At 71.6% G+C, this 23042-nt stretch carries 29 protein-coding genes; 15 read left to right on the top strand and 14 right to left on the bottom strand.

Annotation, left to right across the window (positions count from 1 at the left end):
- Window positions 1-47 precede the first annotated feature (47 nt).
- The 3 genes from OG570_RS09555 to OG570_RS09545 all read left to right on the top strand — a co-directional run bounded on the left by OG570_RS09555 (window position 48) and on the right by OG570_RS09545 (window position 2272).
- Window positions 48-740: an HNH endonuclease family protein gene (locus OG570_RS09555; protein ID WP_326956271.1), complete on the top strand. Its 693-nt coding sequence runs from the start codon at window positions 48-50 to the stop codon at window positions 738-740.
- A gap of 10 nt (window positions 741-750) precedes the next feature.
- A complete protein-coding gene (locus tag OG570_RS09550) occupies window positions 751-1389 on the top strand; it encodes an alpha/beta fold hydrolase (protein WP_326956270.1) in 639 nt (212 codons plus the stop codon).
- 133 nt (window positions 1390-1522) lie between these two features.
- Window positions 1523-2272 (top strand): 3D domain-containing protein, encoded by a 750-nt coding sequence (locus OG570_RS09545; protein WP_326956269.1) that lies wholly within the window; start codon window positions 1523-1525, stop codon window positions 2270-2272.
- Window positions 2273-2343: 71 nt separating this feature from the next.
- Here OG570_RS09545 and OG570_RS09540 read toward each other — a convergent pair whose 3' ends face one another.
- The 3 genes from OG570_RS09540 to OG570_RS09530 all read right to left on the bottom strand — a co-directional run bounded on the left by OG570_RS09540 (window position 2344) and on the right by OG570_RS09530 (window position 4420).
- Window positions 2344-2712: a hypothetical protein gene (locus tag OG570_RS09540; RefSeq protein ID WP_326956268.1), complete on the bottom strand. Its 369-nt coding sequence runs from the start codon at window positions 2710-2712 to the stop codon at window positions 2344-2346.
- 73 nt (window positions 2713-2785) lie between these two features.
- A complete protein-coding gene (locus tag OG570_RS09535; protein WP_326956267.1) occupies window positions 2786-3424 on the bottom strand; it encodes a nitroreductase family protein in 639 nt (212 codons plus the stop codon).
- Between the two features lie 18 nt (window positions 3425-3442).
- Window positions 3443-4420, bottom strand: coding sequence for an aldo/keto reductase (locus tag OG570_RS09530; RefSeq protein WP_326956266.1), 978 nt, complete (start codon window positions 4418-4420; stop codon window positions 3443-3445).
- A 33-nt stretch (window positions 4421-4453) separates the two neighbouring features.
- On the opposite strand from OG570_RS09530, the gene OG570_RS09525 reads away from it, so the two are divergent.
- Entirely contained in the window at window positions 4454-4939 is a 486-nt protein-coding gene (locus OG570_RS09525) for a MarR family winged helix-turn-helix transcriptional regulator (protein WP_326956265.1), read from the top strand.
- Here the strand turns inward: OG570_RS09525 and OG570_RS09520 are convergent, their stop codons facing one another.
- The 3 genes from OG570_RS09520 to OG570_RS09510 form a co-directional block, all read right to left on the bottom strand.
- Window positions 4940-5359 (bottom strand): ATP-binding protein, encoded by a 420-nt coding sequence (locus tag OG570_RS09520; protein ID WP_326945696.1) that lies wholly within the window; start codon window positions 5357-5359, stop codon window positions 4940-4942.
- Window positions 5360-5423: 64 nt separating this feature from the next.
- A complete protein-coding gene (locus OG570_RS09515) occupies window positions 5424-6203 on the bottom strand; it encodes a SigB/SigF/SigG family RNA polymerase sigma factor (protein WP_326945697.1) in 780 nt (259 codons plus the stop codon).
- Window positions 6200-6616, bottom strand: a complete 417-nt coding sequence (locus OG570_RS09510) for an anti-sigma factor (protein WP_247060051.1) — start codon at window positions 6614-6616, stop codon at window positions 6200-6202. The genes OG570_RS09515 and OG570_RS09510 overlap by 4 nt, the downstream gene beginning before the upstream one ends.
- A gap of 162 nt (window positions 6617-6778) precedes the next feature.
- On the opposite strand from OG570_RS09510, the gene OG570_RS09505 reads away from it, so the two are divergent.
- From OG570_RS09505 to OG570_RS09495, 3 genes are all read left to right on the top strand, one after another.
- Window positions 6779-7087, top strand: coding sequence for a WhiB family transcriptional regulator (locus tag OG570_RS09505; RefSeq protein ID WP_247060052.1), 309 nt, complete (start codon window positions 6779-6781; stop codon window positions 7085-7087).
- Window positions 7088-7316: 229 nt separating this feature from the next.
- Window positions 7317-7670 carry an STAS domain-containing protein gene (locus OG570_RS09500; protein WP_247060053.1) on the top strand — a complete coding sequence of 118 codons (354 nt, stop codon included), beginning with the start codon at window positions 7317-7319 and terminating at the stop codon, window positions 7668-7670.
- Between the two features lie 59 nt (window positions 7671-7729).
- Window positions 7730-8518, top strand: a complete 789-nt coding sequence (locus OG570_RS09495) for a metal-dependent hydrolase (protein ID WP_326959947.1) — start codon at window positions 7730-7732, stop codon at window positions 8516-8518.
- On the opposite strand, the gene OG570_RS09490 is transcribed toward OG570_RS09495, so the two are convergent.
- Window positions 8481-9263: a nuclear transport factor 2 family protein gene (locus OG570_RS09490; RefSeq protein WP_326956264.1), complete on the bottom strand. Its 783-nt coding sequence runs from the start codon at window positions 9261-9263 to the stop codon at window positions 8481-8483. The two genes, OG570_RS09495 and OG570_RS09490, sit on opposite strands and share 38 nt — an antisense overlap.
- Window positions 9264-9361: 98 nt before the next feature.
- On the opposite strand from OG570_RS09490, the gene OG570_RS09485 reads away from it, so the two are divergent.
- Both OG570_RS09485 and OG570_RS09480 read left to right on the top strand, forming a co-directional pair.
- Entirely contained in the window at window positions 9362-9907 is a 546-nt protein-coding gene (locus OG570_RS09485; protein WP_326945700.1) for a TetR/AcrR family transcriptional regulator, read from the top strand.
- Window positions 9908-10022: 115 nt separating this feature from the next.
- On the top strand, window positions 10023-10349 hold the full coding sequence (locus OG570_RS09480) for a hypothetical protein (protein WP_326956263.1): 327 nt from the start codon (window positions 10023-10025) through the stop codon (window positions 10347-10349).
- Between the two features lie 3 nt (window positions 10350-10352).
- Here the strand turns inward: OG570_RS09480 and OG570_RS09475 are convergent, their stop codons facing one another.
- Together OG570_RS09475 and OG570_RS09470 are read right to left on the bottom strand one after the other, a co-directional pair.
- Window positions 10353-11987, bottom strand: a complete 1635-nt coding sequence (locus OG570_RS09475; protein ID WP_326956262.1) for an ABC transporter permease — start codon at window positions 11985-11987, stop codon at window positions 10353-10355.
- Window positions 11984-12880 (bottom strand): ABC transporter ATP-binding protein, encoded by an 897-nt coding sequence (locus OG570_RS09470; RefSeq protein WP_326956261.1) that lies wholly within the window; start codon window positions 12878-12880, stop codon window positions 11984-11986. The genes OG570_RS09475 and OG570_RS09470 overlap by 4 nt, the downstream gene beginning before the upstream one ends.
- 93 nt (window positions 12881-12973) lie before the next feature.
- Here OG570_RS09470 and OG570_RS09465 point away from each other — a divergent pair, with 93 nt between their 5' ends.
- From OG570_RS09465 to OG570_RS09450, 4 genes are all read left to right on the top strand, one after another.
- Entirely contained in the window at window positions 12974-13468 is a 495-nt protein-coding gene (locus OG570_RS09465) for a GbsR/MarR family transcriptional regulator (protein WP_326945704.1), read from the top strand.
- Between the two features lie 9 nt (window positions 13469-13477).
- A complete protein-coding gene (locus tag OG570_RS09460; protein WP_326956260.1) occupies window positions 13478-14155 on the top strand; it encodes an SGNH/GDSL hydrolase family protein in 678 nt (225 codons plus the stop codon).
- Window positions 14156-14577: 422 nt separating this feature from the next.
- On the top strand, window positions 14578-15183 hold the full coding sequence (locus OG570_RS09455; RefSeq protein ID WP_247060070.1) for an RNA polymerase sigma factor: 606 nt from the start codon (window positions 14578-14580) through the stop codon (window positions 15181-15183).
- Window positions 15180-15653, top strand: a complete 474-nt coding sequence (locus tag OG570_RS09450; protein ID WP_326945706.1) for a carboxypeptidase regulatory-like domain-containing protein — start codon at window positions 15180-15182, stop codon at window positions 15651-15653. Before OG570_RS09455 ends, OG570_RS09450 begins: the two co-directional genes overlap by 4 nt.
- Here OG570_RS09450 and OG570_RS09445 read toward each other — a convergent pair.
- Both OG570_RS09445 and OG570_RS09440 read right to left on the bottom strand, forming a co-directional pair.
- Window positions 15650-16390 (bottom strand): polysaccharide deacetylase family protein, encoded by a 741-nt coding sequence (locus OG570_RS09445; RefSeq protein ID WP_326959945.1) that lies wholly within the window; start codon window positions 16388-16390, stop codon window positions 15650-15652. The two genes, OG570_RS09450 and OG570_RS09445, sit on opposite strands and share 4 nt — an antisense overlap.
- Window positions 16391-16533: 143 nt before the next feature.
- A complete protein-coding gene (locus tag OG570_RS09440) occupies window positions 16534-16983 on the bottom strand; it encodes an SRPBCC family protein (RefSeq protein ID WP_247060074.1) in 450 nt (149 codons plus the stop codon).
- Between the two features lie 68 nt (window positions 16984-17051).
- Here OG570_RS09440 and OG570_RS09435 point away from each other — a divergent pair, with 68 nt between their 5' ends.
- Complete coding sequence (locus OG570_RS09435) at window positions 17052-19019, top strand: FUSC family protein (RefSeq protein WP_326956259.1); 1968 nt, start codon at window positions 17052-17054, stop codon at window positions 19017-19019.
- A gap of 23 nt (window positions 19020-19042) precedes the next feature.
- A complete protein-coding gene (locus tag OG570_RS09430; RefSeq protein WP_326956258.1) occupies window positions 19043-19267 on the top strand; it encodes an antitoxin in 225 nt (74 codons plus the stop codon).
- A gap of 97 nt (window positions 19268-19364) precedes the next feature.
- Here the strand turns inward: OG570_RS09430 and OG570_RS09425 are convergent, their stop codons facing one another.
- Genes OG570_RS09425 through OG570_RS09415 form a run of 3 tightly spaced genes read right to left on the bottom strand, consistent with a single transcriptional unit; the run spans window position 19365 to window position 22923 of the window.
- Window positions 19365-20342, bottom strand: a complete 978-nt coding sequence (locus OG570_RS09425; RefSeq protein WP_326956257.1) for a prephenate dehydrogenase — start codon at window positions 20340-20342, stop codon at window positions 19365-19367.
- Between the two features lie 26 nt (window positions 20343-20368).
- Window positions 20369-22381: an NADPH-dependent 2,4-dienoyl-CoA reductase gene (locus OG570_RS09420; RefSeq protein ID WP_326956256.1), complete on the bottom strand. Its 2013-nt coding sequence runs from the start codon at window positions 22379-22381 to the stop codon at window positions 20369-20371.
- A complete protein-coding gene (locus OG570_RS09415; protein ID WP_326956255.1) occupies window positions 22381-22923 on the bottom strand; it encodes a PadR family transcriptional regulator in 543 nt (180 codons plus the stop codon). The genes OG570_RS09420 and OG570_RS09415 overlap by 1 nt, the downstream gene beginning before the upstream one ends.
- Window positions 22924-23042 lie beyond the last annotated feature (119 nt).

Genomic DNA, 23042 nt, shown 5'->3' with positions numbered 1-23042 from the left:
AGCAGGAAGACTACGCCGCGCGCACCCCTGGGTGAGAGGAGAAAATCTTGGCGGCCCGCGGCTTTCGGCTCAGCGTGACGCAGCGAACCCTGCTGGTAGTCGCGATCCTCGCGATCGCCCTCTTCGGCTACTGGGCGACGAGAGGCGCGGGGGCGACCCCGGCGGGTCCGTCGACATCTTCCGCTGCCCCCTCCGGGCCCGTCCCGGTCAACGCCGCGGACGCGCAGAAGCAGCTCGGCGAGCTGACCGTCGCGGCGCGGACGTCCATGGACGGCTACTCCCGTGAGAAGTTCCCGCACTGGGCGAGCCAGGGGTCGAGCTGTGACACGCGGGAAGTCGTGCTGAAGCGCGACGGCAAGGACGTCAAGACGGACAAGGAGTGCCGGGCGACGTCCGGGACCTGGACGAGCGTCTACGACAGCGAGACGTGGACCAAGCCGACCGACCTCGACATCGACCACATGGTCCCGCTCGGCCAGGCCTGGGCGAGCGGCGCGAAGGCGTGGACGACCGAGAAGCGCGGCCAGTTCGCCAACGACCTGACGCGGCCGCAGCTGTTCGCCGTCACCGACAACCTCAACCAGCAGAAGAGCGACAAGGCGCCCGACCAGTGGAAGCCGCCGCTCGTGGCGTTCTGGTGCACCTACGCGACCGACTGGATCGTCGTGAAGCACTACTACGGGCTGACCGTGACCGATGGCGAGAAGACCGCCTTGACGGACATGCTGCGCCGCTGCTGAGCTGACCGCCATGACGACGTTCGCGTTGATCCACGGCGGCGGTGGCAGCGGCTGGGACTTCCACCGGCTGGTGCCCGAGCTTGCGGCCCGCGGCCACGACGCGGTCACCCCGGACCTGCCGATCACCGACCCGGCGGCCGGGCTCGCGGAGTTCACCGAGACGGTGCTGGCCGCGCTGGGCGACCGCACGGACGTCGCCGTCGTCGGGCATTCCTACGGCGGGTTCACCGCGCCGCTGGTCGCGGCGAAGGTCCGCGCGCGGGTGCTGGTGTACCTGGCCGGGATGATCCCGGCGCCGGGGGAGCAGCCCGGGCAGTGGTGGGGGAACACGGGGTTCGCGGCGCCGACCGGGCTGAGCGAGGCCGAGCAGTTCTTCAACGGCGTCGATCCGTCGCTGGCCGACGAGTGCCAGGCGCACGGGCGCGATCAGGTGAGCAAGGAGTGGGACGAGCCGTGGCCGCTGCCGGCCCACCCGGACGTCCCGACCCGCGCGCTGCTCTTCCGCGACGACCGGTTCTTCACGCCGGACTTCCAGCGACGCGTGGCCCGCTCGCGGCTGGGCGTCGAACCGGACGAAGCCGACGGCCCGCACTGCGCGCCGCTGAGCCACCCGGCCGCCATCGCCGAGAAGCTGGTCAGCTACCTCTAGTCGCTTTGGTTACTTAAAGGTCTAGACCTATTGACTGTGTGGTCCAGGCCACTTAACGTCTGGTGCGCGGCGAACCCGCACCTCCCACCTGTTTCACCTCCGCTCCGGTCCCCGCCATGGAGGTTCCCCCGTCATGCGCTTCGCCAGGATCATCGCCTTGACGGCCTTCGCCGCCGGCAGCCTCCTCGTGGCTCCCGCGGCCCCGGCGTCCGCCGCGGCTTTGCCCGCGTGCCAGCACTTCTACACCGGTACGATCCCGGACCGCCCGGTCACCGGCGGCCACGGCCCGGGCACGCTCGTCGGCGCGGTGAACGTGTCGAACCGCTTGCCCGCACCGGGTTCCGTCAGCGGCGGCCTCGGCGCGGACGGCAAGGTGACGTTCACGTTCGCCCGCGTCAGCGGCGCGAAGGCGTACCGCGCGTTCCGCAACGGCCAGGCGCTGCAGTGGATTTCCGACTGGGGCCAGCCGACCCTGACGGTGACCGACGCGAGCCCGTGCCAGAACGCGAACTACCAGCTCTACGCGATGACGGCGGAGGACAACTCACCCGGCTCGCTCGGCCAGATCTCCACGGCGTACCGCCTCGACACGGGCAACCACCTCGCGGCCTACCGCATCCCGGCCGGCACGACGCTGAGCTACCGCGTCACGTCGTACAACGACGTCGCCCAGACGGCGCTGGGCTACAGCGCGGGCCCGGGCTTCTGCGCGGTCGACGCCCGGAACATCCCGTGGGGCACCAGGTTCTCGGTCCCGGGCTACGGCGAGTGCTACGCCGCGGACATCGGCAGCTGGATCAAGGACGACATCGTCGACGTCTGGCTACCGGGCTCCCAGGCCGACGCGTGGGGCATCCAGAGGCTGACGCTGACGGTGCGCTAGAGCCACCTGGCCGCCGAAAGGCCGTGAAGCCTCCTTGCCGACGTCCCCCCTTCGCTCCGGCAAGGAGGCCTTCATGGCTCGCGGCCGTCGAGCCACTTCAGGTACCACTCCCGAAAGCCCGTGCCGCACGGGGAAACGCCTCCGTCCGACGCGCGGTCGTCGAACCACAGCCGCCCGCGTTCCGGGCCGGTGACCACCAGCCGGAAGTAGGCGCCGCACCCGAAGTGGGCCACTTTCAGTGAGCCGGTGATCCACCGCTGGTCGAAGTACAGGTCGTCGGGGATCTCGTTGTCGGTCGGGTGGTGCTCGGCGCGGTTCCACGCCTCCGTGAACGGGAACGGCGTCGAGAGGAACCCGGGCCGCCAGCCGTCTTCGCCGGGGCATTCCGGCGCGCTCAGCCGGTACAAGCCGTAGTACGGCCCGGCGCCGTGTCCGCCCACGGTCCACAGGAAGGCTGAAGTCCGGGTCGGCCGGCCGACAGTTCGGCCGGCCGGTCCCGGACTCCGGCCCATGTCACCAGCGGTCGATGTGCAGCACGTCGTCCAGGGGCTGGCGTGATGCCGGCCTGAACGTCTCGCCCGTGTAGAACGCCGTCGGGATCATCGCCGCCTGGTGGACGTTCTTCGGCAGTCCCAGGACCTCCGCCGCTTCCTGCTCGTACTTCAGGTGCAGCGTCGTCCACGCCGTGCCCAGGGTCACCGAGCGCGCCGCCAGCATGAAGCTCCACACCGCCGGCAGCAGCGACGCCCACAGGCCCGCCTGGTTGCCCGCCGGGAGCTCGTCCGACGGCGTCTCCAGGCACGGGATCACCAGGACCGGGACGTCACCCATCCGGTCGGCCAGGAACTCCACGCTCGACCCGATCCGCTGCTGCACCGGGGCCCGCGTCGGGTCGTCCGCGAACAGCTTGCCCGCCGCGTTGCCCGACTCCAGGTACTCGTGGCACGCCCGGCCGTAGATCGCGCCCAGCGCCGCGCGCTGGGCGTCGTCGGTGACGACCAGCCACTGCCAGCGCTGGGTGTTCGAACCGCTCGGCGCCTGCAGCGCCACCTGGATGCAGTGCTTCACCAGGTCGATCGGCACCGGCCGGTCGAAGTCCAGCCGCTTGCGGACCGTCCTGGTGGTCGTCAGGAGCTCTTCGGGCGTCATCATCGGCCCATCATGCCGGGCCTACCAGCGATCGTGCACCAGCGGGCGGATCAGCTCCTCGTACGTCGCGCGGACGCCGGCCGCCGCCTCCTCCGGCAGCGGCGGGAGCGCGGCCGCCGCGGTGTTCGCCGCCACCTGCGAAGCGTTGCGGGCGCCCGGGATCACCGTGCTCAGGCCCGGCTGGTCGAGGATCCAGCGCAGCGCGAACTGCGCGAGGGCCTGCCCCTCGGGAACCAGCCCGCGCAGTCGCTCGACGGCCTCCAGGCCGACCTCGTACGGCACGCCGGAGAACGTCTCGCCGACGTCGAACGCGTCGCCGCCCCGGTTGAAGTTCCGGTGGTCGTCGGCGGCGAAGGTGGTGCTCGCCGTGTAGCGCCCGGACAGCAGGCCCGACGCCAGCGGCACCCGCGCGATGATCCCGGCGCCCGCGTCCGCCGCCGCCGGCAGCACCCGCTCCAGCGGCTTGAGCCGCAGGCAGTTGAGGATGATCTGCACCGACGCGACGTTCGGCCGCGCCAGCGCCGCCAACGCCTCGTCGCAGGTCTCGACGCTCACGCCGTACGCCTTGATCCGGCCTTCCTCGACCATCGCGTCCAGGGCGTCGTAGACGGCGTCCGTGGAGTACACCGGCGTCGGCGGGCAGTGCAGCTGGACCAGGTCGAGCGTGTCCATGCCGAGGTTACGACGCGACCGGTCGTTCCACTCGCGGAAGTGCGCGGCGACGTAGTTCTCGGGCACCTGGTCGACCCGGCGGCCCATCTTGGTCGCCACGAAGACATCGGGGTGGTCGGCGCGGAACCGGCCGACCAGCCGTTCGCTGCGGCCGTCGCCGTAGACGTCCGCGGTGTCGAAGAAGGTGACGCCCGCGTCGGCCGCCGCGTGCAGCACGGCGAGGGCGTCGTTCTCGTCGACCTCGCCCCAGTCCGCGCCGAGCTGCCAGCAGCCGAGCCCGACGACCGAGACCTCACGGCCGAGGCGGGTGATCTTCCGGTTCTCCATGCCGCGATCCAAGCACACCTATGATCGGCCGTCATGGCCATGACTTCGGGTCCGGACGGGCTGGGGACCCGGTTGCGGCACGTCCTCGAACTGCTCGACGGCGACGTCGCGAAGTTCCTCGGCGACATCGGCCTCGACGGCTACCGGCCGCGGTACTCACCGGTCGTGCGCGCGCTGCTGGCGAAGGGACCGCTGGCCATCCGGGACCTGGCCGCGGAGCTGCGCGTGACGCACTCGGCCGCCAGTCAGACGGTCGCCCAGATGAGCCGGGCCGGCCTGGTGACGCTCGAACCCGGCGCCGACGCGCGGCAACGGATCATCTCGCTCACGGACCGGGCGCGTGACGTGCTGCCCCTGGTGGAGGCCGAGTGGACGGCGACGAACGAGGCGTGGGACGCGCTCGAGGCCGAGCTGCCGCACTCGCTGCGCGCTCTGCTGGACGCGATCGTCGAGGCGCTGGACCGCAAGCCGTTCCGCGAGCGGATCGGGGAGACGGCAGCCGCCCGCGAACTGCTGTGACTAGGCCGGGTCCGAGACGCGGAAGATCGCCCAGACGTACTTGCCGCCGGGGCAGCGCTCGAAACCCCAGTCCTCGGACAGCGCCTGGACCAGCACGAGCCCGCGGCTGCGTGCCTCGGCCGGGGACGGCGCCCGCAGCTCGGGCAGCATCCGGCCGGTGTCGTACACCCGCAGCGTCAGGTGGCCGTCGGCGTACTCCATCTGGAAGCGCTGCGGGCGTTCGCCGTGCTCGAAGGCGTTCGTGACCAGCTCCGAGGTCGCCAGCAGGACGTCCTCCAGCTGCGCCTCGTCCAGGCCGAAGGCGGCCATGGCCGCGCGGACCTCGCGGCGGGCCAGCGCCGGGGCGGTGACGTCCGACGGGAGAAGCACCGTCAGCGGTGCGGCCGCGGCGATGCGCTGCGGCATCTTCGACGTCGTCATCGGGGTCCCCCTCCCTGTGCTTTTCGGTACTGTCCGCGAAGTACCCACGGCTTTGCGCAGCTAATCAGGTGCCGTCGGCCAGCTCGGATTCGTCCAGGCCCGAACGCAGCTTCTTCAGTGTCGCAGCCAGCAACCGCGACACCTGCATCTGGGAGACCCCGACGCGGCGCGCGATGTCCGACTGGCTCATCCCGGAGCCGAACCGCAGCGCCACGATCTTGCGCTCCCGGTCCGGCAGGCTGTCCAGCATCGGGCGCAGCGCCTCCCGCAGCTCGGCCTGGCCGAGCTCGGCGTCCGGCGCCCCGAATCGCGTGTGCGCGGCGTTCTCCAGCAGGTGGTCGAGCGACGCGCCGTAGCGGCCCTGACCGGCGCGAAGGCCCTCGTAGACGTCTTCGATGGGCACGCCGAGCCGCGCGGCGATCTCACTCGGGCGCGGTGCGCGCGAGAGCTGCACAGTGAGCTCTTCGCGGGCGCCGGAGATGTTCGCGTTCAGCTCTTTCAGCCGCCGCGGCACCCGCACCGACCAGCTGTTGTCGCGGAAGTGGTGGCGCAGCTCGCCGGAGATGGTGGGCACCGCGAACGCCAGGAAGTCCGTGCCCTGCGTCGGGTCGAACCGGTCGACGGCGTGGATCAGCCCGACCGTGGCGATCTGGACCAGGTCCTCCATCGCCTCGTCGCGGTTGCGGAACTTCCGCGCCAGGTTGCGCGCCAGTTCGAGGTGGTTGCGGACCAGGGTGTCGCGGATGCGCTCCCGTTCCGGGGAGTCCGCCGGCAGAGCGGCGAGGTGGGTGAACAGCGCGCTGACGTCGAGGCCCGTCCCGCTGCTCCCGGCGGCATCGGTCACGAGCCGGCCGCCTGGCTCTCCCGGACGAGGTCGACCCGGGACAGGTAGCGCCCGTCCTCGGGGGTCACGGTCCGCTCGGCCGACGTCGCGAGCGCGGTCAGCAGCTGCCAGGAGAGGCCGGTGTCGTCCCCGTGGTCGGGCGAGTCCGACAGAACGGACACCGAAACCTCGATGCGCGGCCCGCTCCACGAGAAGACACAGGTGAGCTTGCCGTCCGAGGCGGCGGGCAGCAGCAGCGAGCACGCCTCGTCCACCGCCATCCGGAGGTCCTCGACGGCGTCGAGGTCGAAGTCCTGACGCATCGCGATGTCGGCCACGATGGTGCGCAACGTCGGCACCACGTGCGGGATCGCGGCCGTCCGCACCTCGATGACCTGCGCGCCTCCCGGCACGAGCGGGGCGTTGTCCTCCACGTTTGTTCCTTTCTCCGCACTCGCGCTGGGTGACTTGTGGTGTCCCTCGACGCCCGGTCAGCGAGATGCCCGTGGTGTGAGCAAACCAAACCCGCGTTTGATCCGCTGCACCGGCGGGCACATAGCGGTCGACGTGCTGATCCGGGGAAAGGCAGGAACGAGATGGCTGACGTGAGCCGGCTGCCCACTGTGGTTGCTGAAGAGTGGGAATGGCAACTGCGCGGCTCGTGCCGGGGTGCGGACAGCAGTCTCTTCTTCCACACCGACAACGAGCGGGGTTCGGCGCGCGAGCGGCGCGAGACGCGGGCGAAGGCCATCTGCCAGGCCTGCCCGGTGCTCGCCCAGTGCCGCGCGCACGCGCTGACCGTGCAGGAGCCCTACGGCATCTGGGGCGGCCTCGGCGAGATCGAACGGCGGCAGCTGTTCCTCCGGCAGCGCCGGGCCGAGCGCAAGGCCGTCAGTGCGCACTGAACAGCACCGTGAGCAGGCAGGATCCGATCGCACGTGACCACTCCACGCGAAAGGGCGGCGGCCGTGGCGGGCTCGGTCGCCTGCTGGGTTAGGGTTGGTCCCGGAGTTGCCTTGACCGTGTCCGGCGCGGGGTCCTGCCCGGGCTGTGAAAGGCACGGTGACACGGTTGCCGCTTGAGACAACAGGCGCGTACCCGGCGCAGGAGCAGCGCCTGACGAGGAGAAACTGCATGCCCGCAGCCGACCAGAACGCCACCCCGCCCGGGTTCGGCATCACGCTGGACACCGAAGCGACGGAGCCCCGGGTGGTGGTCACGGGTGAGCTCGATCTGCTCACCAGCCCGCAGCTGCAGGAGGCCTTGGCCGGCCTGATCGCGGACAAGCGCGCGCAGCGGGTCGTCGCCGATCTGACCGGGGTGACCTTCTTCGACTCTTCCGCGCTGAACGTGGTGCTGCGCGCCCAACGCCAGGCCGGCGAGCAGGACGTCCAGCTCGCGGTCGTCCCGAGCCCGGCCGTCAGCCGGGTGATCGAGCTCACCGGCGTGGCCGAACACCTGAGCGTGTCGGAGGACCCGCAAGCCTGATCCCCCGCTACGGTCCTGCGGTCTGATTCTGGTTCGTGGATCCTGGGGGCGGCACGATGATGGGGCGCACACATGCCCTGACCGGGTGGTGCGCGGGCCTGGCCATCGCACCCGCGGTCGGCGCGGGCTCGGTGCACCAAGCGGTGGTCTTCGCCGCGACGACAGCGGGCTTCGCCCTGCTGCCTGACCTGGACCACCCCGGCGCGAGCGCGTCTCGTCTCCTCGGCTGGCTGACCGGCGCCCTGTCCTGGCTGCTGCGCCGCGTCTCGGCGGGCATCTACGCCCTGACGAAGGGCCCCCGCGACGAGAACGTCACGGGCAAGCACCGCCACCTCTCCCACACGGTCCTGTTCGCGGCCGGCCTGGGCGCGTTGACGTTCTGGGGCACCGAAACGGGCGGCCCGTGGGCCGTGGTCGGCGTGGTGGTCTTCGGCTTGATGCTGGCGGAAGGCGCGCTGGGCGACTGGCTGCTGCCGGTGAGCGGCGCGGCGGTCGCGTGGTGGTTCTTCACCGCCCCACCGGACCGCGCGGGCGAGCTGGCCTCGATCACGGGCTGGCTCGGCGTCGCGGTCGCGGCGGGCTGCTTGACGCACTGTCTCGGTGACGCGCTGACCGAAGCCGGCTGCCCGTTCCTGTTCCCGGTGCCCATCGCGGGCGAGACCTGGTACGAGATCCGGCCGCCGCGGGCGTTGCGCTTCCGCACCGGCAAGAAGGTGGAGAAGCGGCTCATCTTCCCGGTGTTCGCGGTGCTGGCGGTCCTGCTGGTGCCGGGGGTCTGGGACTACTCGGTGAGCACGTTCCAGCGCCTGTTCATCCCGCCGTCGAGCCAGCAGGCGACGACGCCGTGAACCGGCGGATCCGCTCCGCCGCCGCGGCCGTGTCGCTGTAGTCGCGGGAGTGCGTGATCCGGCCGTCGGCGATCGTCATGACCATCACGTACGTCGAGGCGAACGCCTCGCCCGCCATCTCCCCGTGCAGGTCGAACTCCGCCACCAGCACCGCCGGGTCCGCCGTCTCGTGCACGACGACGTTCTCCGCCTTGACCAGCCGCCGGACGCCGCCCGCGGCGCGAAAGCGGCGACGGAGTTCCTCGCGGCCCTTAGTCAGCCGGGGCACGCCGGCCGGGGTGAAGGGCATCTCGATCACCACGTCCTCGGCGTACAGGTCGGCGAGGTCGTCCCAGCGGTTCTCCACCGACGCCGTCAGGAACCGGTCGAACACCTCGCGCGCGGCGGCGGACGCGCCCGAGACGTTCGGGTAGTCGCGGTACGAGGTGATCGACCCGTCGGTGACCGTCACGATCCCCACCGACGACGGGAACGCGAACGTCTCGCCGACGGCGACCAGTTCGAGCACGAAGCCCGTCTCCGTCAAGGTCACCTCGACCTCGGTCTTCACCACGCCGAGCGCGCGGCCTCGTGTGCCGGCGGCGGCGAGTTCGGCGGTGATGGCGGAGCGGCCTTCGGTGCGCTGCCCCAGGAACGGCTTCTCGTAGACCGCGTCTTCGGCGAACAGCGAAGCGAACCCGGAGGCGTCCAGCGCGGTCATCCCGGTGCGGACGAGGTCGGCTATCTCGGACACGGTGCGTGGCATCGGAATTCTCCTGAGAAGATGTGCGTTGAATCGGAACGGTGCACCCGCTTACGACAATACGGAGCCATCGTTCCGGTTGTCAACGAGGAGGAAACTCGATGGAGAAGACCGGCCTGCGGGCGGACGCGCGGCGCAACCGGGCGAAGGTCCTGGCTGCCGCCGAAGAGGCGTTCGCCGCCGACGGGCTGGCCGTGCCGCTCGACGACATCGCGCGGCTGGCCGGCGTCGGGGCCGGCACCGTCTACCGGCACTTCCCCAGCAAGGAAGCGCTGTTCCAGGCCGTCGTCCTCGAGCGCATCACCCAGTTCACCGAAGAGGCCCGCGGTCTCGCCGACGCGGCCGACCCCGGCGAAGTCTTCTTCGGCTACTTCGTCCGCGTCATCAAGCAGGCTTCGCTCAACCGCGCCATCTGCGACGCCCTCACCGAGGCCGGCGGCATCGGCTTCAAGGCCGACGCGGGTGACGACTTCCGCGGCGCCTTCAGCGTGCTGCTCGAACGCGCGCAGGCCGTCGGCGCCGTCCGCACCGACATCGACGGCGACGACCTGCGGGCGCTGATGGTCGGCTGCCTGGCCGTCGAGCGGTACGCGCCGGGCAGCGGGCACCTGGTCCGCGTGGTCGTCGACGGGCTCAAGACGCCGTGACCGGCAGTTGCCGGGCCGGGTCACCGGTTCGGCAGCCGCCGGAGGTGTGTAACGAGAGTTAAGATCGACGCGAGTTTCCTCGTATCTGCGCTGCGCGTGGCGAGGGGGTGCCCGGATGTCCACCCGACCCAGCTGGGGCTCCGCCGTGGTGATCGGGCTGGCGGGCTTCGCCACCGGATTGCTGGTGGCCGCACTGCTCGTCGCGGGCCGTCCGACCCCGCCTCCCGTCGAGTCCACCCAGCCGGCGCCGACGTCGTCCGCGCCGATCCAGCCCGTCACGGTCACGGCCCCCGCCCCGCCCGCGGCCACGGTCACGGCCGTCGAAACCGTGCCGCCGACGACGTCGACCACCCTCGTGCAGGTCACGGTCTCGCCGACGCCGTCGACGACCACCCCGACCCCGACGTCGACCTCGCTGGTCGCCACCACCAGCCAGGACTGAGCGCTAACCGACGTCGCGGCGGCGCCAGCCGATCAGCCCCGCGCCCAGCGCCACCGCCGTGACCACCAGGAGCCAGACCAGCGGCGTCGCCACGAACGGCTGGCTCGGGAGCTTCGGCGGGTGCTGGAACGGCGAGACGTCCAGCACGCCCTGCGGTGCGTTGACGATCGGGCCGAGCAGGCTGATCAGCAGCGCCAGCGCCCCGACGCCCCAGGCCGCGGCCGAGTAGGCCGGCCGCAGGCCGAAGAGCGTCACCGCCAGCGCGATCACCACCCACGTCGCGGGCAGCTGGACCAGCATCCCGCTCAGCACGTCACCGACCGAGCCGCCGACGTCGTGGGTGCGCAACCCGTTGGCCAGGCCCAGGAACAGGCCGCCGGTCAGCAGCAGCAACGCCGTGCCGAGGAACGCGAACACCAGGTGCCCGCCCGCCCAGCGCAGCTTGCCGACGCTGGTCGCCAGCACCGGTTCGAGCCGGATCGCCGTCTCCTCGCCGCGCATCCGCAGCACGGCCTGGATGCCGTAGAGCGACGCGACCATCGCGAACATACCGGCCATCGTGGCGAGGAACGCCTGCGTGAGGCCGTGCGCGCCGCCGAGCCGTTCCATGATCTGCTGCGCCTGCGGGCTCGAGCCGACGAGACCGCCGATGCCGCTGGCGATCGAGCCGAACACCGCGCCGACGACGGCCATCCCGATCGTCCAGCCGAGCAGCGGGCCGCGGTGCAGCCGCCAGGCCAGCGCGAGCGGGGACCGCAGGCTCGCGGCCGCCCGCGCCGGGCCCGGCCGCGGCGGCAGGAAACCGACGCCGACGTCGCGGCGGGGGAGCAGCCAGTACGCGGCCGCGCCGATCACCAAGGCCAACACCACCGGCAGCAGCAGCACCCACCAGCGTTCGCCGGCGAACGCGCGGATCTGCTGCACCCAGCCGATCGGCGACAGCCACGACAGCCAGCGAGCGTCCACAGTGGAGTCACCCGCGCCGCGCAGCAGGAACGCGGCGCCGACGACGGCCGTGCCGATCCCGTTGGCCGTGCGGGAGTACTCGGCGAGCTGGACGGCGACCGCGGCGACGGCGGTGAACACCAGCCCGGCCAACGCGATCGACGCGCCGAAGGCGAGCGAGCCGGCCGCGGGCAGGCCCGCGCCGATCATCGAGCCGACCTGGATCAGCCCGATCAGCACGCTCGCCGCGCCGGCCACCAGCACTCCGGCGGTCAGCGCCGCGTACCGGCCGACGACCGCGGACGCGAGCAGCTCGGCGCGCCCGGTGTCCTCCTCGGCACGCGTGTGCCGGGTGACGGTGAAGACCGCCATCAGCCCGATCAGCAGCGCCAGGAACCCGCACATGCGCCAGGCGATGAACCCGCCGGCGCTGGTCAGGTCGAACGGCGGCCCGTAGAGCAGCGCGTACGACGGGTTCGCGGTCGCGCCCGCCTGCAGCGCGAGGCGGTCGGCGTCGGTCGGGTAGAACTGCGCGAACGTCTTGACGGTGCTCGCCGGGATGACGCTGAGCAGCACGATCCAGATCGGCAGGGTCACGCGGTCGCGGCGCAGCGCGAGCCGCGTCAGGTGCCAGGTGCCGGCCAGTTCGTGCGCCGGCGCAACCTCGGTTTCGCGGGAGAGGGTCGCGGTCACTTCGCGCTCGCCTCGGTCGTGTAGTGCCGCAGGAACAGCTCTTCCAGCGTCGGCGGCTGGCTGACCAGGCTCCGCACGCCGACCTGGGTCAGCTGACGCAGCGCCTCGTCGAGCGAGCGCGTCTCGACGTCGAACCGGACGCGGTTGCCGTCGACCTTGAGGTCGTGGACGTTCGCCAGCGTCGCCAGGCCGTTGGGCGGTCCGGCGAGCTCGGCGGTGATCGACGTCCGCGTCAGGTGGCGCAGCTCGGCTAGCGTGCCCGACTCGACCGTCCGGCCGTTGCGGATGATGCTCACCTTGTCGCAGAGCGCCTCGACCTCGGCGAGGATGTGGCTGGAGAGCAGCACCGTGCGGCCCTGCTCGCGCTCCTCCTGGATGGCGTACTGGAACGTCGCCTCCATCAGCGGGTCGAGCCCGGACGTCGGCTCGTCGAGGATCAGCAGGTCCACCCGGGACGCCAGCGCCGCGACGATGGCGACCTTCTGCCGGTTGCCCTTCGAGTACGTCCGCCCCTTCTTCTTCGGGTCGAGGTCGAACCGCTCGAGCAGGTCGGCGCGCCGCTTCTCGTCGAGGCCGCCGCGCAGCCGGCCGAGCAGGTCGATCACCTCGCCGCCGGAGAGGTTGGGCCAGAGGTTGACGTCACCGGGCACGTAGGCCAGGCGGCGGTGCAGGCTCGCCGCGTCCTTCCAGGGGTCGCCGCCGAGCAGCCGGACGTCCCCCGAATCCGCGTGCAGCAGGCCGAGCAGGACCCGGACGGTGGTCGACTTCCCGGCGCCGTTCGGGCCCAGGAATCCGTGTACTTCCCCAGTAGGTACCTGCAGATCGAGGCCGTCCAGGGCCTTCGTCCGGCCGAACGACTTGTGCAAGCCGGAGATCGCGATGGCATTTTCCATGCTTCGGAAGCTACACTGATTTCACGAAGTTGTGAAGTTAAGAAAATGTCTAGACTGAGTGATCTTGACTGGGTGGTGCGAGAGGATGGCCGGATGACGACGCCTGACACGAAGCGAGATGAAGACGCCGTCCGCCGGTACGTCGAAAGCCTGGCCCTGGTGCTCTCGCAGATCGGGATGCAACGCATGTCCGCGCGGGTGTTCGCGGCCCTGATGACCACCGACGCGGGCCGCCTGACCGCGGCCGACCTGGCCTCGCAGCTGTCGGTCAGCCCCGCGGCCGTCTCCGGTGCCGTGCGCTTCCTGGAGCAGATCGGCCTGGTCGCCAAGGAACGCGAGCCCGGCGAGCGCCGCGACCACTACCGCCTCTTCGACGACCTCTGGTACGCCACGTTCCTCAAGCGCGACCGCATGATCATCATGTGGCGCGACGCGGCCGAGAACGGCATCGACGCGCTGGGTGAGGGGTCACCCGCCGGCGACCGGCTCGCCGAGATGCGGGACTTCCTGTCGTTCATGCTCGAAGAGCTCAACGGGATGTACGAGCGCTGGCACAAGATGCGCGAAGAGAAGAACCGCGCCAGCTAACGTCGAGGCGTGATCTTCCTCCTCGCCGCCCAAGCGGTCTACGTCAAGCGGACGACGCCGCGGCTGCCCGGGGCCGCCGGGCCTGCCGACGGCGTCGTCGCGGGCGCGGGGGAGCCCTTCCGGCTGGCCGTGCTCGGGGAGTCCACAGTGGACGGCGTCGGCGCGGCCACCCACGAAGAGGCGCTGACCGGCTGCCTGGCCCGTGAGCTCGCGACGGGCGGCCGGGCCGTGCGCTGGCAGGCCGTCGGGCGGACCGGGGCCAACGCCCGGACCGTCCGCGCCGAGCTGGCGCCGCTCGTGGAGCCCGCCGATCTTGTGGTGATCGCCCTCGGCGTCAACGACACGATCGAGCTGCGGACCGCCGCCGGCTACCGGCGTGACCTGCTGGCCCTCGTCGTCGACCTGCGCCGCCGCCTCGGCCCGGTCGACGTCGTCCTCGCCGGTGTCCCGCCGATGGCGCGCTTCCCGTCGCTGCCGCGGCCGCTGCGGGACGTCCTCGCCGCCCGGTCGAGCGCGCTCGACGCGGCGGCCGCCGCCGTGGCACGCGTTCCCGGCGTCACGCACGTGCCGATGGCGCCCGGCCTGCTCGACCCCGAGGCCTTCGCGCCGGATCGCTTCCACCCGGGCCCGGCGGGCTACGCGCGGTGGGCGCAAACGCTTGCCGGTGCACTCTCGGTGATCAAGTAGCCGCATTCCGTCGATCTTCGGAAATTCTCGGGCATCCGTGTATCTGGCGGTCCCGCCACTGCGTCCTGTGGAGCAGCCAAGCACGGAGATCGGATCGGGCAGGGGGTGCCGGGTTCGGAGGAAAACGCGGTGGCCGGGAGCCGAGGGGGCCCCCGGACGCCGTCGGCCGGGTGCCCTTCGGGGGAGGGGTCATCCGGCGGGGCCCGTTGGGGAGCGGGCCCGTGAGGGAGGGGAGTACCGGTCGGCGCGAGTCCACACGCCTGCGTCGGCCGGTACCTCCCCCGCAGCCGTTGACCGCGAGCGTGACCGACGAACTAAGAGACTTGATGTATCCGAGATCCACCTGCACGCTCCTTCCCCCCGAAGGACCCGCGATACTGCCGAAGCCGACTCGAAGACGTTTCCGAAGAGGGGCAGATACGGTGACCGACGTGCAAACCGCAGAGGTTGATCCTCCTTGGGAGGGCCTGACCGGCGCCGAGCTGCATGCCGCCTGCATGCACGCGGCGAGAGAAGGCGACCGCCAGGCGATGGCCCGCCTGGTCGACGAGCTCACCCCGCTCGTCTGGCACGTGGCCCGGGCCAACGGGCTCGACCGCTCGGTCGCCGAGGACGTGGTCCAGACCGTGTGGCTCGCCCTCTTCAGCCAGCTCGGGAAGCTGCGTGATCCCAAGGCGCTCGCCGCCTGGTTGATCACCACGACCCGGCGCGAAGCGACCCACCCGCACGGCCGCCGCATCCAGCCCGTCCCGCTGAGCGACGAGGTGGCCGAAGCCATGCCCAGCACCCAACCGGCTCCCGAAGACGAAGCCGTCCGCGCCGACCGCGACCGCCGGGTCTGGCGCGCCTTCGTCCGGCTGCCCCACCGCTGTCAGGAGTTGCTCCGGCTGACCGTCCTCGCGGGCCGCGCGGAGTACCAGCTCGTCGCCGAAGCGCTGCGTATGCCGCGCGGCAGCGTCGGACCGACCAGAGGGCGCTGCCTCGACCAGATGCGCGATCTCCTCGCCAGTGAAGGGGGAAGCCGATGAACGACCTCGGGACGCCGGGCGAGGCCTTTTCCGACGACGTGCTCCTGGCCGACATCGGCCGCTTCCTCGACGAGCTGGACCCGCCGCCGGACGACCTCGTGCAACGGGTCCAGTTCGCGCTCGCGCTGGAGGACCTCGACGTCGAGGTCGCCCGCTGGGAGCGGCTCGACACGCTCGCCGGCGTGCGCGGCAGCGGCACCGGCACGATCACCTTCACCGTCAGCGACCTCACCGTGATGATCAACCTGACCAAGATCGGCAAGCAGCACCGCATCGACGGCTGGCTGGTGCCGGCCGGCCAGTACGGCGTCGAGGTGCGGGTGGCCGAGCACGGGACGACGTCCACGACCGCCGACGAAGGCGGCCGGTTCGTGCTCGACAACGTGCCGCGCGGGACCACGCAGATCCTGGTGCACCTGGGTGACGTGACGTGCCGCCGGACCGTCGTCACGCCGACCGTGGTGCTTTAACCGAGGAAGTCGGCGAGGGGGACGGGTGTGAGCCCGTCCTTCTTCGCCTGCTCGACGAACGCCGTGTAGTCCTCTTTGAACGTCTTCCGGAAGTGCATCAGCACGATGTCGCCCGGCTTGAGCTTGTCGCCGGCCTGGAACTGGACGTGCCCGTCGTTGACCGCGGCCGTCCACAGCACCGCGACGCGCATCCCGCACGCGGCCGCCGCGCGCAGGGTGTTGTGGTCGTAGTTGCCGAACGGCGGCCGGAACAGCACCGGCCGGACGCCGAGGCCCTTCTGGAAGTCGTCGGCGTCGTCGCAGATCTCCTTGCGCTGGAACTCGAACGGCTTGCCCTTGAGGTTCGGGTGGTCGACCGTGTGGTCGCCGAGCGTCGCGCCGGTCGCGTCGAGGATCTGCTTGAAGTAGGCCTCGTGGCCCTTCACGTACTTCTGGTTCAGGAACAGCACCGGGTGCGTGCCGGACTGCTGCATCAGCTTGAGCGCGTCCGGGTCCTTGACCGCGCCGTCGTCCATCGTGAGGAAGACGTACGGCTTGTCGGTGGTGATCCTGCGGACGACCTGGACTTCGCCGTTCGCCGCGGCGGGCGCCTTCTGCTGCACGGTGCCGAACGCGTAGGGCCCGGCCGGCGTCGAGCCGGGGCCGCCGCCGGGCGCCGGGTTCGGCTGGCTGGGCTCGGGCGGCGCCGGCTGGGCGCTCGAACACGCTGCGAGTGTCAATACCGCCGCGGCCACCACTGCTGTCACTCGTCCGTGTCGCTTCTTGCTGAACATCCCCACGTCCCCCTTTCACGCGGTAGTCGAGGACTACCCGAAAGGGTGACGCGGGGGTGGGGCGCGAAGTTGCGTCAAACGATCTTGTGTGGCCTGACGCACCCAGGTCAGTGCCCGGTTTCGGCTGCCTTGACCAGCTTCGCCGAGAACAGCCGGATGACGTTCTTCAGGCCGGCGGCCAGGATCGGGCCGCTGCCGCGCACGGGCTCGGTGAACGAGCCGGTCCAGCGCAGGTGCGTGCCGCCGTCGACGGTCGGGGTGAAGAACACCTCGGCCCGGTAGTCCTTGATCGGGTTGTTCCCGAAGAACGTGTAGACGTGCCGGCGGTCCTGCTCGTACTCGACGGTCTCCTCCTTGATCAGCACCGGCCACAGGCCGACCGCGCGGACGGCGCCGACGCCGTTCGGCTCGTCGGTGCCCTGCCGGGCCCAGCTCGCCTGGATGATCAGTGGTTTTCCCCACTCCGCCCAGCGCGGGCCGTCCGCCTCGCGCGCGAACAGGGCCGCCGGTGGCGCCGTGCTCGTGCGGTTGACCTCGAAGGAGTACTTGCGGCCCACCGGAACCTCCCGCGTTGTTGACAGGTTGATAATTAAGCGTTCCCGGCAGCGTAGGTCAAGATGGGGGCGTGAGCACGCCGCGTCCCGACATCGCCGCGCCGCACTGGCTCGTCCAGCTGCTGCGGAGCAAGCCGGTCCCGGTGCCCTGGAACATGGTCGCCCGGGCCGTGCTCGCCCTCGCCGTCCCGCTGGCCGTGGGCTTCGCGGCGGGTGACATCGCCGTCGGCGCCCTGATCTCGACCGGCGCCCTGCCCGCCGTGCTGTCCGAGTCCGCCGGGCCGTACCGCTACCGCGCGCGACGCCTGGGCGGCGCGACGCTCGCCGCCACCGCCGGGTACGTCGTCGGCCTGCTGACCGGCGGCACGCCGGCGCTGTCCGTGCCCGCGGTGATCCTGGTCGCCGCGGTGTCCGCGCTGATCAGCGCGGCCGGCAGCAACGCCTCGGTCGCCGGGCTGCAGATGTTCGTGTTCTGCGTGCTCGGCACCGGCCAGCACGCGACCGGCGTCCGCGTCGAGATCCTGCTCGGCTACTTCTGCGTCGGCGCCGCGTGGAGCCTGCTGGTCGCGCTCGTCACCTGGACGGTCCGCGCGACCAGCGCCGAACGCAGCGCCGTCGCGCACGTCTACGTCGAGCTGGCCGCGATGCTCTCGGCGACCGACGAAGCCGTCTCGCGGGTGGCCCGCCACCGGCTGACCACGGCCATGAACACCGCCTACGACCAGCTGCTCACCGCGCGCTCGTGGCTCTCCGGCCGCGACGCCGCCTACCGGCAGCTGCTCAACCTGCTCTCGGCGACGACCCCCGCGGTCGAGGCGTCGGTGGCGCTGGTCAACGCCGGCCGCCGGGTGTCCGGCGACGTCATCGACCACTTCGTCGCGCTGTCGGCCGCGGTGCTGGCCAGCCAGCCGCTGCCCGAACCGCCGCCGGAGCCGGCCGACGACGCCGACCCGCTGCGGGCCGCGCTCTACGCCGGGCTGGTCCGGATCGGCAAGGGCGACGACCGGAAGCGCCGGGAGCAGGCGCCCTGGTACCGGCGCCTGCGGGACTGGGGGCGCTCGCTCGCGTCCGGCCCGCTGACCTGGATCGCCGCCCTGCGGCTGACGCTGTGCGTCGCGATCGCCGAGGTCGTCGGGCTGCTCGTGCCGCTGGAGCGGTCCTACTGGCTCACCCTGACCGTCGGCATCGTGCTGAAGCCGGACTTCGGCTCGGTCTTCGGCCGCGCGGTGCTGCGTGGCATCGGCACGGTCGTCGGCGTCGGGATCGGCGCCGCCGTGCTGGTCGCGGGCGGGCGCGGCTGGATCCTGGTGGCGCTGATCGCGATCTTCGCCGGCGGCGTCGCGGTCGGGAAGGTGCGCAACTACGGCATCCTCAGCGCGTTCGTGACGCCGTTGATCATCCTGCAGATGGACCTGGCGAACACCGCGAGCTGGGACGTCGTCGTGGCCCGGCTGGTCGACACGGCGCTGGGCTGCGTGATCGTCCTCGTCTTCGGCTACCTGCTGTGGCCGGGCAGCCGTCGTCCGCAGGTCGGCGGCCGGCTGGCCGACGGGCTGGACGCCGTCGCGAAGTACGTCGAGTGCGCGCTGGTCGAGGCCTCGTCGGGCGACGCGCGGCTGGCGCGGTCCCGGGCCCGGCGCGGCGCCTACCGGGCGCTGGCCGACCTGCGGACGGCGTTCCAGCAGGTCGTCGTCGAGCCGTCGGCCAACGGCCGCCAGGCGGTGGCGTGGTGGCCGGTGATCGCCGCGCAGGAACGCGTCGCGGACGCCGTCACCGAGGTCGGCGTGACGATCGGGCGTGGGGTGGCGCCGCCGTCGCCGTCGGACGTCGAGCTGCTGACCACCGCGATCGAGGAGCTGGCGGCGTCGATCCGCGAGCAGCGGACGCCGGAATCGGTGCCGCTGCCCGACAGCGAGCAGCTGGCCGGTGTGGTCGACCAGCTGGAGTCGGCGTTCGACGCCGTCCGCGGGCCGGACCTGGTCGAACACACGCCGTTGCGGCTGGTCAGGCGGTTTTTGCCCTACCACAGGCGTACGTGACACAAGTGCTGTTCAATGCACTCATGGGAATCGACTTCGACGCGTTGAAGGGCAAGGCCGAAGACGCCTTGCGGGAGCACAACGACAAGATCGAGCAGGGCCTCGACAAGGCGGCCGACTTCGCGAAGTCGAAGTTCGCCGGCCACGACTCGCAGATCGACGGCGGCGTCGAGAAGGCGAAGGACTTCCTCAACAAGTTCGACAACACCCCGGACAACCCGCCCCCGGCTGCCCCGCCCGCTCAGTAGGTTCCCAAGTCCGTGAATGCCACATTGAGGGCCTTAGTGTCCGTGAATGTGGCATTCACGGACTCAGCGTCCCTGAATGTGGCATTCACGGACTTTCCTACTGGACCTCGCCGGTCGCGACGCCGTCCGCGAGGCCGGTGATCCGGCCGCCGCGCTCGCCGAGTGCGATCAGGCCGTCCCGCGCGTCCGGGGCGGCCAGGCTGATCCGCACGCCCGCCCGCTCGGCGTCCAGGCCGGCCGCAAGCGCTTGCGCGCCTTCGTGTCCGGCGTTGATCGTCGCCGCCAGGCCACCGGTCGAGGCCAGCGAACCGCGCGCGGCGCCGAGCCGGCCGAGGGCTTCGTCGACGATCGGGAGCAGCGCGTCCCGGTTGCCCTCGGTCATCGCGCGCACGAGGTGCGGGTTCGACCCGGCGACGCGCGTCCCGTCGCGGTAGGAGCCGGCCGCGAGCGACATCGCCAGCGGGCCGCCTTCGGCGCCGATCGTGGCGAGGATCGCGGCGAGCAGGTGCGGCAGGTGGGAGATCCGCGCGACGGCTTCGTCGTGCGACTCCGCGGGCAGCGGCACGACGTGCGCGCCGAGGTCGAGCACCAGCTGTGCCACTTCGGCCCAGGCTTCGAGGTCCGTGTCGTCCTCGACGCCGACCACCCACGCGGCGCCCCGGAACAGCTCGGCGTCGCTGGCGAGCCAGCCCGAGTGGGACGTCCCGGCCATCGGGTGCCCGCCGACGTAGCGCGTGTAGGGCACCCGGCGGCGGACGGCGTCCAGCACCGGCGCCTTGACGCTGGTGACGTCGGTGAGCAGGCAGTGCGACGCGTGCTGGGCGACCAGGCGCAGCAGGTCTTCGACGGCCGGCAGCGGCACGGCCAGCACGACCAGCGCGTCGTCGGCGGCGGCCCGGTGGAGCGCGGCTTCGACGTCGGTCGTGACGTCGAACCCCGCTCTGCTGGCCGCGTCGGCGTCCACTTCGGAAACCGCCGCTCCCCACGCCGTGCGGCCGCTCGCGGCCGCCGCGCGCAGCAGCGAACCGCCGATCAGCCCGAGCCCGATCACGCATACGTCTCGCACGGGGTTCATCCTGCCAGTGCCGGACGCCTCCCGGGCTACAGCGCGGCCGCGAGCCGCGTGCCCTGGTCGATCGCGCGTTTCGCGTCGAGTTCGGCGGCGACGTCGGCGCCGCCGATCACGTGCACCGGCCGTCCGTGGTCCCGCAGCTCGTCGGCCAGCGCGCGCACGGGCTCCTGACCGGCGCAGACGACGACCGTGTCGACTTCCAGCAGCCGCGCCCGGCCGTCGACGGTGATGTGCAGACCGGCGTCGTCGATGCGGTCGTAGGTGACGCCGGGGATCCGTTCGACACCCTTCGCCTTCAGCGCGGCGCGGTGCACCCAGCCGGACGTCTTGCCGAGCCCGGAACCGATCCCGGACTTCTTGCGCTGCAGCAGGTAGACCTGCCGCGGCGACGGCTCGGGCTTCGGCTCGGCCAGCCCGCCGGGCGCGTGCTCGGGATCGGTGACGCCCCATTCGGTCATCCACGCGTCGAGGTCGAGTGTGGGGGAGCCGAGGTGCGTGAGGAACTCGCTGACGTCGACGCCGATCCCGCCCGCGCCGATCACCGCGACCCGGTCGCCGACCGGCTTGCCGTGCCGGACGACGTCGACGTAGGACAGCACCTTCGGGTGCTCGATGCCGGGCAGCGACGGCACCCGCGGCGCGACACCGGTGGCCACCACGACCTCGTCGAAGTCGCTCAGGTCCGCCGCGGTGACCCGTGTGCCGAGGTGCAGCTTCACGCCGGTCACCTCGAGGCGCCGCTGGTAGTAGCGGATCGTCTCGGCGAACTCCTCCTTGCCGGGGATCTTCCGCGCGATGCCGAACTGGCCGCCGATCTCGTCGTCCGCCTCGAACAGCTCGACGCGGTGGCCGCGCTCGGCGAGCGCGGTGGCGGACGACAGCCCGGCGGGCCCGGCGCCGACGACGCCGATGTGCTTGACGCGCCGCGCCGGGGTGAGCGTCAACGTCGTCTCGTGACCGGCGCGCGGGTTCACCATGCAGGACACGAGCTTGCGCTTGAAGGCGTGGTCGAGGCAGGCCTGGTTGCAGGCGATGCACGTGTTGATCTCGTCCTCGCGGCCGCTCGCGGCCTTCCGGATCCACTCCGGGTCGGCGAGGAACGGCCGGGCCATCGACACCAGATCGGCGTCGCCACGGGCCAGGGCCTCCTCGGCGACCTGCGGCATGTTGATCCGGTTCGACGTCACCACCGGGATCCCGACGTGCGGCTTGAGCTTCCCGGTGACCCAGGTGAACGCGGCGCGCGGCACCGACGTGACGATCGTCGGTACGCGGGCCTCGTGCCAGCCGATGCCGGTGTTGATGATCGTCGCCCCGGCGGCCTCGACGTCCTTCGCGAGCGCGACGACGTCCTCCCACGGCTGGCCGCCGGGCACCAGGTCCAGCACCGAAAGCCGGTAGATGATGACGAAGTCGTCGCCGACCTTCTCGCGCGTCCGGCGCACGATCTCGACGGCGAACCGGCGGCGCTTCTCGGCCGTGCCGCCCCAGGCGTCGGTGCGCTTGTTGGTGCGCTCGGCCAGGAACTGGTTGATCAGGTAGCCCTCGGAGCCCATGATCTCGACGCCGTCGTAGCCCGCTTCGCGCGCGAGAGCGGCGCAGTCGGCGAAGGCGCGGATCTGCTGACGCACGCCGTAGCCGGTCAGCGCGCGCGGCCGGAACGGGTTGATCGGCGCCTTGCGGCTCGACGCGGACACGCTCAGCGGGTGGTAGGCGTAGCGGCCCGCGTGCAGGATCTGCAGCGCGATCTTGCCGCCGGCCTCGTGCACCGGCGCGGTGAGCTGCCGGTGCTCGCGCGCCTCGGCGGCCGTCGTCAGCTTCGAGGCCAGCGGCAGCAGCCAGCCGGTGCGGTTCGGCGCGAAGCCGCCGGTGACGATCAGCCCGACCCCACCGCGGGCGCGCTCGGCGTAGTACTCGGCCAGCTCGGGGAAGTGCGCGGCCTTGTCCTCCAGGCCGGTGTGCATCGACCCCATGATCACGCGGTTGCGCAACGTCGTGAAGCCGAGGTCCAGCGGGGCCAGCAAGTTCGGGTAGTCGGTCATCACGCGTCCTTCTCGTGGTGGAGAGCAGCGAGAACTTCGTCGAACCACTCGACCTGGCCCTCTTCGACGCGGATGCCGCCGCGCAGGACCAGGTACTGGTGCAGGTGCCGGCCGGTCAGCGCGGCCGGGGCGGGGAAGTCGCGCTTCTCGATCTGCCGGTAGACGTCGAGGCGTTCGGCGTGGGCCGAGCGGTGCCGGACGATCTCGGCCGCGACGGCGCCGGGATCGCCGAAGGTCGCGCCGCGGATCTTCACCGCGAGTTCGACCGGCCCGGCCGACGGGTCCGGCTCGGCGAGCCAGCGGACGAGTTCGGCGCGTCCGCCTTCGCTGACCGTGTAGACCTTCTTGTCCGGCCGCCCCGACTGCGCGACGACGTCGACGGCGACCCAGCCGGCCTCTTCCATCCGCTTCAGCACGCGGTAGATCTGCTGGTGGGTGGCGCTCCAGAAGAGCCCGATCGACTTCTCGAACCGGCGCGTCAGCTCGTAGCCCGAGCCGGCGCGCTCGGACAGCGAAACGAGGATCGCGTGCTCCAGTGCCATCCTCTGAGAGTCCTATGCAACGAGTTGCAGTGCAACGAGGTGCCCGTCACTTCACTCACCCGGGTGAGGCGCAGCGTTGTTCACAAAACGGGTCGACGAATCGCCGTAAAAGACCAGGA

Source organism: Amycolatopsis sp. NBC_01286 (genome assembly GCF_035982555.1).
Lineage (GTDB): Bacteria > Actinomycetota > Actinomycetes > Mycobacteriales > Pseudonocardiaceae > Amycolatopsis.
Note: the sequence above shows the minus strand (reverse complement) of the source record. Positions and strands in the feature narration are given on the sequence as shown.

Coding starts and splice junctions, on each gene's coding strand:
- OG570_RS09425 (WP_326956257.1), bottom strand. CDS start 20,342: ATGAACCCCGTGCGAGACGTATGCGTGATCGGGCTCGGGCTGATCGGC.
- OG570_RS09480 (WP_326956263.1), top strand. CDS start 10,023: ATGTCCACCCGACCCAGCTGGGGCTCCGCCGTGGTGATCGGGCTGGCG.
- OG570_RS09470 (WP_326956261.1), bottom strand. CDS start 12,880: ATGGAAAATGCCATCGCGATCTCCGGCTTGCACAAGTCGTTCGGCCGG.
- OG570_RS09505 (WP_247060052.1), top strand. CDS start 6,779: ATGGCTGACGTGAGCCGGCTGCCCACTGTGGTTGCTGAAGAGTGGGAA.
- OG570_RS09415 (WP_326956255.1), bottom strand. CDS start 22,923: ATGGCACTGGAGCACGCGATCCTCGTTTCGCTGTCCGAGCGCGCCGGC.
- OG570_RS09465 (WP_326945704.1), top strand. CDS start 12,974: ATGACGACGCCTGACACGAAGCGAGATGAAGACGCCGTCCGCCGGTAC.
- OG570_RS09530 (WP_326956266.1), bottom strand. CDS start 4,420: ATGGAGAACCGGAAGATCACCCGCCTCGGCCGTGAGGTCTCGGTCGTC.
- OG570_RS09450 (WP_326945706.1), top strand. CDS start 15,180: ATGAACGACCTCGGGACGCCGGGCGAGGCCTTTTCCGACGACGTGCTC.
- OG570_RS09430 (WP_326956258.1), top strand. CDS start 19,043: ATGGGAATCGACTTCGACGCGTTGAAGGGCAAGGCCGAAGACGCCTTG.
- OG570_RS09420 (WP_326956256.1), bottom strand. CDS start 22,381: ATGACCGACTACCCGAACTTGCTGGCCCCGCTGGACCTCGGCTTCACG.
- OG570_RS09525 (WP_326956265.1), top strand. CDS start 4,454: ATGGCCATGACTTCGGGTCCGGACGGGCTGGGGACCCGGTTGCGGCAC.
- OG570_RS09545 (WP_326956269.1), top strand. CDS start 1,523: ATGCGCTTCGCCAGGATCATCGCCTTGACGGCCTTCGCCGCCGGCAGC.
- OG570_RS09500 (WP_247060053.1), top strand. CDS start 7,317: ATGCCCGCAGCCGACCAGAACGCCACCCCGCCCGGGTTCGGCATCACG.
- OG570_RS09485 (WP_326945700.1), top strand. CDS start 9,362: ATGGAGAAGACCGGCCTGCGGGCGGACGCGCGGCGCAACCGGGCGAAG.
- OG570_RS09520 (WP_326945696.1), bottom strand. CDS start 5,359: ATGACGACGTCGAAGATGCCGCAGCGCATCGCCGCGGCCGCACCGCTG.
- OG570_RS09535 (WP_326956267.1), bottom strand. CDS start 3,424: ATGATGACGCCCGAAGAGCTCCTGACGACCACCAGGACGGTCCGCAAG.
- OG570_RS09490 (WP_326956264.1), bottom strand. CDS start 9,263: ATGCCACGCACCGTGTCCGAGATAGCCGACCTCGTCCGCACCGGGATG.
- OG570_RS09550 (WP_326956270.1), top strand. CDS start 751: ATGACGACGTTCGCGTTGATCCACGGCGGCGGTGGCAGCGGCTGGGAC.
- OG570_RS09495 (WP_326959947.1), top strand. CDS start 7,730: ATGGGGCGCACACATGCCCTGACCGGGTGGTGCGCGGGCCTGGCCATC.